Source organism: Rothia sp. CCM 9418 (assembly GCF_048512825.1).
In the GTDB taxonomy this organism is placed as follows: domain Bacteria; phylum Actinomycetota; class Actinomycetes; order Actinomycetales; family Micrococcaceae; genus Rothia.
Genome location: NZ_JBLXXX010000002.1, coordinates 289,945 through 302,523, shown reverse-complemented (window position 1 = coordinate 302,523; position 12,579 = coordinate 289,945). Strand labels below are relative to the sequence as shown.

General features: G+C 46.3%; 10 protein-coding genes. All 10 read left to right on the top strand.

The genetic code is table 11. The features are described from left to right. Window positions 1-60: 60 nt before the first annotated feature. The 10 genes from mnmA to secA all read left to right on the top strand — a co-directional run bounded on the left by mnmA (window position 61) and on the right by secA (window position 12,520). Window positions 61-1,263 (top strand): tRNA 2-thiouridine(34) synthase MnmA, encoded by a 1,203-nt coding sequence (gene mnmA / locus ACN083_RS04105; RefSeq protein ID WP_419101550.1) that lies wholly within the window; start codon window positions 61-63, stop codon window positions 1,261-1,263. A 48-nt stretch (window positions 1,264-1,311) separates the two neighbouring features. Next, window positions 1,312-1,692 carry a chorismate mutase gene (locus ACN083_RS04100; protein WP_419101549.1) on the top strand — a complete coding sequence of 127 codons (381 nt, stop codon included), beginning with the start codon at window positions 1,312-1,314 and terminating at the stop codon, window positions 1,690-1,692. Between the two features lie 43 nt (window positions 1,693-1,735). Beyond that, complete coding sequence (locus ACN083_RS04095) at window positions 1,736-2,554, top strand: polysaccharide pyruvyl transferase family protein (protein WP_419101548.1); 819 nt, start codon at window positions 1,736-1,738, stop codon at window positions 2,552-2,554. A gap of 54 nt (window positions 2,555-2,608) precedes the next feature. Then, entirely contained in the window at window positions 2,609-3,637 is a 1,029-nt protein-coding gene (locus ACN083_RS04090) for a hypothetical protein (RefSeq protein ID WP_419101547.1), read from the top strand. Window positions 3,638-3,716: 79 nt separating this feature from the next. After that, window positions 3,717-4,406 carry an MtrAB system response regulator MtrA gene (gene mtrA / locus ACN083_RS04085; RefSeq protein ID WP_419101546.1) on the top strand — a complete coding sequence of 230 codons (690 nt, stop codon included), beginning with the start codon at window positions 3,717-3,719 and terminating at the stop codon, window positions 4,404-4,406. An 8-nt stretch (window positions 4,407-4,414) separates the two neighbouring features. Beyond that, window positions 4,415-6,124: an MtrAB system histidine kinase MtrB gene (gene mtrB / locus ACN083_RS04080; protein WP_419101545.1), complete on the top strand. Its 1,710-nt coding sequence runs from the start codon at window positions 4,415-4,417 to the stop codon at window positions 6,122-6,124. After that, window positions 6,125-7,849, top strand: coding sequence for an LpqB family beta-propeller domain-containing protein (locus tag ACN083_RS04075; protein WP_419101544.1), 1,725 nt, complete (start codon window positions 6,125-6,127; stop codon window positions 7,847-7,849). A 113-nt stretch (window positions 7,850-7,962) separates the two neighbouring features. Further along, a complete protein-coding gene (locus tag ACN083_RS04070; RefSeq protein WP_419101543.1) occupies window positions 7,963-8,736 on the top strand; it encodes a ComF family protein in 774 nt (257 codons plus the stop codon). Between the two features lie 206 nt (window positions 8,737-8,942). Continuing rightward, window positions 8,943-9,587: a ribosome hibernation-promoting factor, HPF/YfiA family gene (hpf, locus tag ACN083_RS04065; protein ID WP_419101542.1), complete on the top strand. Its 645-nt coding sequence runs from the start codon at window positions 8,943-8,945 to the stop codon at window positions 9,585-9,587. A 308-nt stretch (window positions 9,588-9,895) separates the two neighbouring features. Beyond that, a complete protein-coding gene (gene secA, locus ACN083_RS04060) occupies window positions 9,896-12,520 on the top strand; it encodes a preprotein translocase subunit SecA (RefSeq protein ID WP_419101541.1) in 2,625 nt (874 codons plus the stop codon). Window positions 12,521-12,579: the final 59 nt, after the last annotated feature.

Sequence of the window (12,579 nt, the reverse complement as noted above, 5' to 3'; positions counted from 1 at the left end):
GAAGACTGTCTTATACGTTCAGAGCATTCACACACAGCAATACGAAGGAAAAATATCTTTATGAAAATCTTGGCTGCAATGAGTGGCGGTGTTGACTCTGCCGTTGCCGCTGCACGCGCGGTAGAAGCCGGGCACGACGTTGTCGGCGTCCACCTCGCACTATCACGCATGCCCGGAACCCTTAGAACCGGAAGCCGCGGATGCTGCACTATCGAAGACTCCATGGACGCACGTAGAGTCTGCGACCAGCTAGGCATCCCCTTCTACGTATGGGACTTCTCTGAACGATTTAAAGAAGACGTCGTTGACGATTTCATCTCCGAATACGAAGCCGGACGCACACCTAACCCTTGCATGCGTTGCAACGAAAAAATTAAATTCGCTGCACTCCTCGAAAAAGCGGTAGCGTTAGGCTTTGATGCCGTTGTTACCGGGCACTACGCAAAAGTCATTAGCGACGAAAACGGAAACCGAGAACTGCACCGTGCCGCAACCTGGGCAAAAGACCAATCCTATGTTTTGGGCGTACTTACTCACGAACAACTCAAACACGCATGGTTCCCCCTCGCAGACACACCGTCTAAAGATGAAGTCCGTGCAGAAGCTGCACGACGAGGATTCTCCGTCGCTAAAAAACCAGATTCTTACGATATCTGCTTCATTCCTGAAGGTGATACTCGCGCATGGCTTGAAGACCATATCCAGATGAGCGAAGGCAACATCAAAGATACTCAAGGGAACGTTTTAGGCCAGCACCCTGGAGCTCAAGCCTATACTGTAGGGCAACGTAAAGGACTTGCTATCGGACGTCCAGCACCCGACGGAAAACCTCGTTTCGTACTAGAAATTCGCCCCAAAACCAATGAAGTCATCGTCGGTTCGAAAGACTTACTCGCTATCGATCGTATCCGTGGTATTAGAACTACTTGGGCAGGGCTACCCATTGATTGCGTACAAGAATTTCTTAACAAAACACCCGAACTGAACGCTCGAAGCGATAGCTTTGAAGTCACAACCCAAGTACGTGCCCACGCTGATCCTGTTGCCTCAACCGCATATATGCAGTGGGTTCTTGACGATGAAAACACCACAGACACAGAAAAAACTTCATTACGGTTAGAAACCGTCGTACACCTGAATGAGGGGTTGCGCGGAGTAGCGCCCGGACAGACTATGGTGATGTACCAAGGAACTCGTGTTCTTGGACAAGCCACTATCAACTGTGCATATTCCACGGAAAGAGAAGATATTAACGCTTCATAAAAATAGTCATCACATAACAGCGCACAACAACTCACCAAAGGTAAAAACATGTCTGACGCACAAGACATCCAAGCACATAAAGAATTCGACCAGCGTGCATCATCGTTAAGAGGACAGGTTCAGCCAGAAGTCCTTGAAGAGCTTTACAGCATCCGGAAAATTATCGATAATCTTGACGCTGCACTGATGCATATCTTGGCAGAACGTTTTAGAGCGACACAACGAGTTGGACATCTCAAAGCTAAACACCAGCTACCAGCTGGAGACCCTGCCCGAGAATCTGCTCAAATTAAACGTTTGCGTTCTCTTGCGGAACTATCTGATTTAGACCCAGAATTTGCAGAAAAATTTCTGAATTTCATCATTTCAGAGGTGATCCGGCACCACGAACAAATCGCGCAAGAAAATAACGGAACACCGGATAAATAAAATATATTATTTTTGAGAATAGTCTTAGGAAGAAAGCTGCCTCATGTCACAACAAATGGAACCAGTCGATGTCGGTGGAGTGAACGTTCTGAGGTGGAACCCTCCACGAGCGGTAAAACTCCGTCCTCAGAGGTTTTTCCGTTGGACGAAAAAACTCCCTTTCGCTCCTCGCATAAATAATGTTGGGGATATTGCCGGCGTAGATGTGGTGAGATATCTGCATCGCGAGTTAGCAGGAGGGCATAACAGTAAAGTTCGAACAAACCTTGGCGCTATTGGGTCAATTATTCATATGTTGCCTGCAGGTACTGTCGTCTGGGGTCCTGGAGTTAACGGCAAACATCTAGACCTTAGCCTTCCAAAGAACCTTGATATTCGTGCCGTCCGAGGGCCGCGTACACGTGAATATCTTATGAATCTCGGATACCAGGTACCAGAAATTTTTGGAGACCCGGGGCTCCTTCTACCGCATATTACTGGAGATAAAAAGCTTTCTCCCACCCGAGAGATAACTATTATTGCTAATCTAAATGACACTCGTTTTATCAATGATGAGAGGTCTCTATCTGCTCTCTGCTCATTGGATGATTTCGTAACAGGGATTCGTCGTAGTGAGTTTATTATCGCTTCTAGTTTGCACGGGATTATTTTTGCTGACGCATATGGGATTCCAGTATGCCCTCTTGTAACAGAGGCAGAACCTTTATTTAAATATCTAGATTATTTTGAAGGGACTGGGCGTTTTGATATCAAATTCGCACACTCTGTTGAGGAAGCCTTGCGTATTGGACCTGTACCAAAAATAACTTGGGATGAGAAACCTCTACTACAAGCCTTTCCTTCAGAACTTTGGAAGAACTAAAGAACGATATAAGGCATCTGTACTTTATAGACTCTAAATACCCCTGTACAAGTTTTGAAAACATTAACCATCACTGAAGCACCTATTAGGGTACGCGCCAGCGCAACCGGAACTCTCAGCGGAGAAAACTTACTTGACAGTATCTTCCGCGTTCGCGGAGAACTTGGAGACCCCCACCTGCCCTTTCTTCCGGAATTGCCACAACGTGGATACGCTGCAACTACACTTGCCAGAACTATCGCCACTCTCGATGAACTCCACGCAGAAGGGGTATCCTACGGGTGGAAGCTAAGTAATGGTACTTCTCGAGAAAGCCAACTTGCCCGCTCCACATTCCGTTCGGATATCAACCTACTAGCTGACATTATCGGACAAGAAGAAGACCGAGGAGAGAACCTCAAACTACAATTGATGGGCCCTGTTTCCCTTGCCGTATCCCTCTACTTGCCTAATGGGGAACGAGCCATCAGCGACTATGGAGCCCGTCGAGATATCCGAGACTCCTTCCTTAACGGACTTTTTAACTGGATTGATACCATCGATACAGCAACTGGCTCTCAACACCTTTACCTTCAACTTGAAGAGCCGTATCTTAATGCAGCATTGACAGGTAATATCCCTACCGCAAGTGGGTATCGAACCATTCGTCACCTACCGGAACAAGAACTTCAAGAAACCTATAGCATCGTCCAAAAACACTTACAGCAACGTTCCATTTCACTCGCTATCACCGGATGCGATATACAGACTCTGCATACAATAGATTCAATACCTGACGCGCTATGGTTTGATACCACCGGTTACACACAACACGATTGGGAAAAAATTGCTCCTCACGCCGAACGAGGAAAAGAACTCTGGTTAGCAGTCACCGGAAATAACATGAGCTTTGACGTCCCACCTCATGCATACCATCTCTGGAAAAGTTGGCGTACTATCGGACTGCCGGCTCACTACCTATCACAGGTAACACTTTACGATAATGCAACTCTTCACCTCATGAGCGTTGACGATGCTACCGGAATGTTTAAAGAACTCGTTCAAACAGCTCAGGCACTGAGCGAGATAGCTCAAGACTCATAAGAATGTTCCATGATGATGTCCCACCTCGTGAGAAGAACACGATAGACTAGGGAAGACGCCGTGACCCTATGGGAGAAAAATGAACTCTACAATTCTCATTGTTGATGATGACGAAGCTCTCGCCGAAATGGTTGGTATCGTCCTAGCACAAGAAGGTTATGAAACCGTCTTTTGCGAAGCTGGAGATAAAGCTTGGGACGCTTTTAACATCAACCAGCCAGACTTGATTCTATTAGACCTGATGCTTCCAGGGATGAGCGGTATCGAGGTATGTTCTAGAATCCGTGAAGAATCAGATGTTCCTATCATCATGCTTACTGCTAAAAGCGACACCGAAGACGTTGTACGCGGGTTAGAAGCCGGTGCCGACGACTATATTGCCAAACCCTTTAAACCTGCAGAACTTTTAGCGCGCATCCGTGCTCGCCTGCGTCCGCGTGAAGAGCATAGCAACGAGCCACTTCGCGTAGGCGGTCTAACTATCGACTTAGCCGGCCATACCGTTTCTCGTGATAGTGAATTGATTCCTTTAACTCCTCTAGAATTTGAGCTTCTTGCTAACCTTGCACAGCAACCGGGGCAGGTTCTGACCCGTGAAACACTATTAGGTAACGTATGGGGTTATGAGAAAACAGTAGATTCTCGCCTCGTTAACGTCCATATTCAGCGTCTACGCTCAAAGATTGAAGAAGACCCTGAAAACCCTAAGATTGTTTTAACTGTTCGTGGCGTAGGATACAAAGCAGTATCCGATAGGACGCGCCGTTAGGCATTGTTGTGGCTAAACATTTTCCTCAGGCCCCTCCCACGACCATCAGCCAGTACCGCAGTTTTGCACGGTGGACACGCCCGCTGAGACGTTTTCGTTTACGGTGGCATCAGTCTTTGCAATTTCGTGCAATTGCTGCCGCTATTGTGTTGTTGATTGTGACCTTCATTTTTGTTGGCTCTTTCCTCTCCTCGCAGATAGCGAACTCGTTATTTAGAGGTAGAGTAGACCAAGCGCTACAAGACTCGGCGGCTGGCTTTTCAAATGTGCAATCGCTTCTTGATAGCTCCGATGCTACCGGACGATCTGAGATCCACCGTAACGTGTTGAGGTTCTTGACTGTGCTCGAAGCTGGGGGAGAAGAGTCTGAGAAACAATGGGTTCTTGCCCCTAACAAAGGAACATCTGCTCAAGGGTTTATCTCTGAGCAGAGCCAGCATGACACGATTAGCACTTCTGATATTCCTACAGAATTACGAGATACGATAAGTCGCAACGAAGGTATTTATTGGCAATCTGCAAGTCTTGATATTGATGGTCACCGACAGCCGGTCATCTTTGTGGGAACGAGTATCCGTATCCCTCAAAATCCTGCATATGGTTTGTATCTGGTCTATGATCTTTCCTCTTCGCAGACCACACTGCAATATATCAACCTTGTGGTATGGGTGGCCTTTTTTATCTTGTTGCTTATCGTTGTCACTATTGTTTGGTACATTACGCGTTCTGTGATTCGTCCTATTTCTTCTACTGCTATCACCGCTGAAAAGCTTGCATCTGGCGATTTGGGGCAGCGTGTCATCGTTCGAGGGCATAACGAAACTGCTCGTTTAGGTAATTCTTTTAACCGCATGGCTGATAGCCTTGAAAATCAGATTTCTCGTCTCGAAACACTTTCTACGATGCAGCAACGTTTTGTATCGGATGTTTCTCATGAGCTGCGTACGCCTTTGACTACGGTTCGTATGGCAGCAGAGATGCTTTATGACGGCCGTGATGAGTTTGGTGCAGCATATCGTCGTCCTACCGAATTGCTTTATCACCAAGTAGACCGTTTTGATGCTCTGCTTGCCGACCTTCTAGAAATTTCTCGTTTTGATGCTGGATCTGCGACGTTGGATGCGGTGCCTGTACAATTCATGGCAGTACTTGAGGAGGTTCTTCTTTCGGTAGAACCTCACCTGCAACGTACTGGCACTGAGCTAAGGGTTCATCATGATCATAGTGATATACCTGTAGAGATAGATCACCGCCGTATTGAACGAGTGTTAAGAAACTTGTTGTTTAATGCTGTGGAACATAGCGAAGGCCAGCCGATTGACGTATATATTGCAACCTCTGAGACGGCACTAGGTGTTGCTGTTCGTGACCACGGTGTAGGTCTTAGCGAAGAACACGTAACACAGGTTTTCAATCGTTTTTGGCGTGCAGACCCTTCACGTAAACGCACTCTTGGCGGTACTGGTTTGGGGCTTTCTATTGCTGCTGAGGATGTGCGTTTGCACGGTGGCACTTTAGAATGTTGGGGACGTCCGGCAGAAGGCGCCTGTTTCCGTATGACTTTACCTCTCCGTCAAGGAGAACCTATGGGAAAATCTCCCGTACGGTTATCAGGGGATCCTCTTCCTCCCGATGAGTATCTAGATATTGACGTTCCGACTTCTACCGATCCCGATGTTTTTGACGCTGATGATAAGAACCAGCATGGTGAAAGTTAGATGAAAAAAATATATTCTTCTACCAAGGTTCGTTATCTTGGTTTGGGCTTATGCTTTCTTGTTGGCGTAAGTGGCTGTGCAAGTATTCCACAAAGTGGCTCTGTGAATCACTATGCAGATTCTCAAAGTACAAATACCGACACTCGGAGCAGTATCGTGCTTGATCCTCCTCAGGACGGGGCAAGTCCCACGGAGATTATTCAAGGCTTTTTGCGTGCTGGTGCTGGTGCGAAAGATGATTATCAGGTGGCTCGTGAGTATCTGACGGAAGAGTTCTCTAATTCGTGGATACCTGATGAACGTACTTTGGTATATCGAGATTCTACAACATTAGATATAAGCCCAGATACTGCAGGCAATGACGTCCACCATGGCGATGAATATTCTGTGACGGTTCCTGTCGCAACTTCTATTGACCGGCGGGGAATTGCAACATCTTATGCGGAAGTCTCTCCAGAAGAGCTTAAGTTTAAAGTGGTGCAAGTCAACGGTCAGTGGCGTATTGCTCAGGCTCCGCAAGGAACTGTAATGAATCATCATGATTTTATTCAGGTTTTTGCAACATATACCCTGTATTTTTATGATCCCACCTATACCTATGCTGTACCTGATATTCGTTGGTTTGCTGATCGCCCGACGGTTGTTACCTCTATTACGAAGGTTCTTCTTGAAGGTGCTGCACCGTACCTTGAGGGTGCTGTCAGTAGCGCTATTCCTGCGGGCACAACACTAACTCGCAATTCTGTTCCGGTTGAGCAGACTGTCGCTCAAGTGAGCTTACATGGAGATGGACTAGACGCGGATATTTCACAGTTAGATATTGAACGGATTAATTCTCAGCTGACACAAACCTTGTCGTTATTAGGTGGTATTGACTCCGTTAAATTGACGTTTGACGACCAAGAGGTGAAAGCTGGCTCTCTTGATAACTATGTTGCCCCGCAAGTTAACCCCAGTGTATCGGGTAACATTGTTGCTCTTGATGGGAACCAGCTGGTGACTCGTAGCGAAATTTTCAATGATGCAGATCAACAAAAAATTGTTGATGTTGGGTTAGCTAGTCCTCGAGACTTAGCAATGGATTACACTCGCAAGAACTTTGCGTTTTTGGATTCTTCGCAACAGTCACTATTTTGGGTCTCTGATCAGAAAGTTACCCATATGTTTGATGGTGTTGGGTTAACCCATCCATCTTTTGACCAATTCCAGTGGTTGTGGAGTGCTGATTCTACAGGCCGATTGCGTGCTGTTTCGTACGTGAATTCGCAGGAGAAAAAGCAGGTTGATGTTCGTTCTCCATGGTTAGAAGGATACGACGTTAAATCTGTTCGTGTCTCTCGTGATGGTGCGCGTGCGGCGGTTGTTGCAACTCTTGACGGCGAAACGTATGTGTGGGTCTCTGGTATTCACCGTAGTTCAGACCATCAACCACTTGAGCTGACCTCTCCTGTCCGTTTAGGGACAACCCTTGATACTACTGATGTTTCGTGGACGAGCGACCAGAGCCTCATTGCGGCAGACGAGGTTTCCGGAAAGTCTGAGATTATTTATTTGTCGGGAGAGATTACTTCTGTTGAACGCTTAGATAGTTTGTCCCTTATTGCTTCTGGAGCAGGGAATAATCAGATTATCGCGCAGACGAAGGACGGGCGTATTTACACCTTGGTTGACCGTGGCTGGTCTCGTATCGACATTCCACTGCATGATGTCAGTTATTCGGGATAACGTTTAGACGGTCATCATGGTGTAAGGATGATTCGTCGTCTTATCCACAGATATACGGATGTCCTAGGATATGGTGAACGCTATCGGGAGATACTGATGGTGTGCTATTTTCTATGGGTTTTTATATACGTGTTCTCTGGGAGGATGTTCTTGAGCTGATACGTCCTCGAGTCTGTGCGAGCTGTGGGGCATATGGGGCGAAGGCTGTTGCTCGAGCTTTATGCTCTCATTGTGATTTTTGCGTCCGTCATTCACTTGTGCATGTTCATTGCTCTAGGGCTGATGGCGTCGGGTGTCCAATATATTCTGCTGGGGTCTATGAACATGAGTTAGCTCGAAGTATTTTGGCATATAAGAACGGTTCACGTACTGATCTTCTTGATACTTTTGCTACGGGGCTGGTGCGTGCTGTGATGAGCTGCCTTCAGCATGTAGAAGGTGTTGTTCATCGCGTGGTTCTTGTCCCGATGCCCTCTGAGCCAAGTGCAACGCGAAGACGCGGTTATGTTCCTGCTCAACTATTAGCAGAACGTGTGTGCCAGCTGGTAGAGGAGTACGCTGGTTTATCTTGTACATCGTATTGTCTTTTGGCGAAGAAAAGGCGATGGGGCAGAAAATACGAGGCTGGGCAGAAACTTTTGACAAGTGCTCAGCGTCATCAACGTTTAGCCCATTCTATGCGTTTAGCTTTGCCACCGTTATTTTTTATGGGTGCTTATTATGACGTTCGTGGTGTGTACTGTATTTTGCTCGATGATGTGTTGACGACAGGGGCGACGTTGGCAGAGGGATACCGTGTTGTCTCTGCAGCTGGTGGCAAGGTGATTGGAGCAGCGACGCTCGCTTACGTCCCGTATCGGTGTGAGTCTTCCGCTTACGATGGGTAGCGCTAGGGCATGTCTTTGGGTGAAAGAACGGTGAATGTTACCTGTGGGTAGTGTATTTATTCTTAACTGAAAGAATATTTTGCGTGACACAAGACATGTTTTGAATTAGGGTAGTTATAGGGAATCAAAGACGAATTCCTCGGCTTAGCTCCTCTTCGGATGGAGTCGCAGCTAAGTACACGCCCCCAAATATACTGGAGGGAATTGTGGAAATTAACATCATCGGACGAAACGTTAAAGTTACTGAGCGTCTGCGTGAACATGTTGAAGATAAAGTTGCAAAGTTTGAGCAACTAGGTGACCGTGTTAGCACCATCGAAATAAAATTCACTAAAGAGGGGCATTCTGGCCCAGAAATTATTGGTACAGAAATTACTGTTATCGGCAAAGGCCCTGTTCTTCGCGCAGAAGCTACTGGAGAAGATAAATTCGCGGTCTTTGACGACACTTATGGAAAACTCCTTGAACGTTTACGGCGAGCTCGAGATCGACGGAAACCTAGCAAATCAGGAACAAAACGTCCTATCTCAGTTTCTGAAGCAACCGGATCTCTCCCCGTTGTGACGGAGCAGGTTGCTGTCTCTGAGATACATTTAGATGATGTGCCGGTCGAAGAAATTGCATTTTCTACAGAATATTCTTTGGAAGATGAAGTCTCTTCACCCGTAGAAATTCGACGTAAAAGTTTCCCTGCCACACATTTAACAGCAGAAGAGGCTGTGGATCATATGGAACTTGTCGGACATGACTTCTTCGTCTATTTGGATAAAGAAACGGGTGCACCGTCTGCTGTGTACCGTCGTAAAGGATGGACATACGGCGTTATTTCCTTAGAGAATGATGCTGAGTAAGATTCTTATTTAGTCTTTATCAAAGTAGTGTTTAGAGTGCCTCGGGATTTTGCTCAGGTGCTTTAGCCTAGCTGAAACAGCACCAAATACTGGACGGCTCATAAAACGTGGCGTTGAGTTATTTGGTGCTGTTTTGTATTCTAAAAGCCTTATTTCTAGGGGATGTCCTCTAAAAATAAGGATTTGCTGAGAGAGTAATACGAAAAGCGTTCTCATATTAGCCGGTTTTTAACCTAGAATAGTGATGATGTGCTGACATAAAGTGTCGGTACCGTATTTAAAGTTTTCGTCTCAAGGAGTCAGTTTTCGTGGCATCTTTCTTAGAGAAGATTCTTCGCGCAGGGGATAAAAAAATTCTCAAACAGCTTCGTGCGTACACTGATGCAGTGAACTCGCTCGAAAGCAGTTTTGAAAATATGAGTGACGCCGAACTGCGTGCAGAAACAGACTCGTTCCGTGCACGTATTAAAGATGGTGAATCTCTTGATACCCTCTTGCCAGAAGCCTTTGCTGTTGTGCGTGAGGCTTCAAAACGTACTCTTGGAAAACGCCACTATGACGTTCAGCTCATGGGCGGGGCAGCTTTGCACCTTGGCAATATTGCAGAGATGAAAACCGGTGAGGGTAAGACTCTTGTCGCTACGGCGCCAGCCTACCTCAACGCGTTATCTGGTAAAGGCGTGCACATTGTAACTGTCAATGATTATCTTGCCGAGTATCAGGCAAATTTGATGGGGCGTGTATTCCGTTTCTTAGGTATGGAATCTGGTGTTATTCTTTCGAACCAGACTCCAGAAGAACGTCGTAAACAATATGCTGCAGATATCACTTACGGTACAAATAACGAATTTGGTTTTGATTATCTGCGCGATAACATGGCATGGAGTGTTGAAGAGCAAGTTCAACGCGGACACAATTTTGCCATTGTCGATGAGGTTGACTCCATCTTGATTGATGAGGCTCGTACCCCGTTGATTATTTCTGGTCCTGCTGCAGGGGAGGCGCACCGCTGGTACGCCGAGTTTGCGCGTTTCGTGCAGACTCTTCTTCCTGAAAAAGATTATGAGGTAGACGAGAAAAAACGTACAGTCGGCATTCTCGAATCTGGTATTGACAAGGTGGAAGACCACCTCGGAATTGAAAATCTTTACGAACCGGCAAACACTCCTCTGATCGGTTTCTTAAACAACGCTATTAAAGCTAAAGAGCTCTTTAAAAACAATAAAGATTATGTTGTCATGAATGGTGAAGTTCTCATCGTTGATGAACATACTGGACGTATCCTCCCCGGACGCCGTTATAACGAAGGTATCCATCAGGCGATTGAAGCGAAAGAGGCTGTTGAAGTTAAGCCTGAGAACCAGACGATGGCAACTATTACCTTGCAGAATTATTTCCGCATGTATGAGAAGCTCTCTGGCATGACGGGTACTGCAGAGACTGAAGCTGCAGAGTTTATGAGCACTTATGAGCTTGGCGTGGTTGCTATTCCTACGAATAAAGAAGTGCAACGTATAGACCACCCCGACCGTGTACATAAGAACGAAATTATTAAATTCAACGCTGTTGTTGAAGACATTAAAGAGCGTTTTGAAACAGGTCAGCCCGTTCTGGTGGGCACAACCAGCGTGGAAAAGAGCGAGTATCTCTCTAAGCTTCTCAAACGTGAAGGTATCCGTCACGAAGTGTTGAACGCAAAGAACAACGCACGTGAGGCTGCTATCGTAGCGCAGGCTGGCCGTAAGGGAGCTATTACTGTTGCTACCAATATGGCTGGTCGTGGTACTGACATTATGCTAGGTGGTAACCCTGAGTTTAATGCTGTTGAGAAGATGACAGAGCTTGGCCTAGACCCAGAGCAGAATACAGAAGAATATGAGGCGAAATGGCCTAGCGTTCTTGCTGAATGTGAAGAGGCCGCTCGCGCAGAACACGACGAAGTGATTGCTCTTGGCGGGCTGTATGTTCTTGGTACAGAGCGCCATGAGTCTCGTCGTATTGATAACCAGCTACGAGGCCGTTCCGGACGTCAGGGTGATCCTGGTGAATCACGTTTTTATCTTTCTCTATCAGATGAGTTGATGCGTCTATTCAATGGTCAGGCAGCTGCACGTCTTATGGCTAATGCTCCTGATGACACTGTTCTTGATTCGAAACTGGTTTCTCGTGTCGTTGCTTCGGCTCAGGGGCAGGTTGAATCTCGTAACGCTGAACAGCGTAGGAATATCCTTAAATATGATGATGTTTTGAATCGTCAACGTGAAGCAATGTATAAGGACCGTAACCAGATTTTGCAGGGGGATGACCTTAAAGAACAGATTCAAATCTTTACTCGTGAGGTTCTTACCTCTGCAATTGACGCGCAGGTAGGGGATAATCACGCAGAAGATTGGGATTTCGACAAGCTTTGGGACACTCTCAAGAGTATTTATCCTGTCACGATTACTGCTGAAGATCTGGCTGAGGATGCTGGTGACCGGACGAAGATTACTCGTGACCAACTGGTTAAAGAGATTCTTGCTGATGCTGAGCTAGTGTACCAAGAGCGTGAAGAGAGTATTGGCTCTGAGTCTATGCGTGAGATTGAACGTCGTATTGTTCTTTCCGTGATTGGCAAACGTTGGCCTGAGCATCTTTATGAGATGGATTACCTTAAAGAGGGAATTGGTTTACGTGCTATGGCTCAGCGTGATCCTCTCATTGAGTACCAGCGTGAAGGTTATGCGTTGTATCAGACGATGATGGATGCTATTCGTGAAGAGTCGGTTAGCTATTTGTATCATGTTGATTTAGCAAAACAGCGTACGCAGTCTTCTCCTTTAGGTATGAAGATTCCTGCTCAGCCAAAGTTCTTACAATATTCCGCACCGTCAGAAGATGGCGGAACTGAGACTGAGATTCGTAAGAATGATCTGGTCGATGAGAATAAGTAACGTTATTTCTTATTATTAGAAGTGGTGGGGTGTTTGACCGTATTCGGTCAAACACTCCA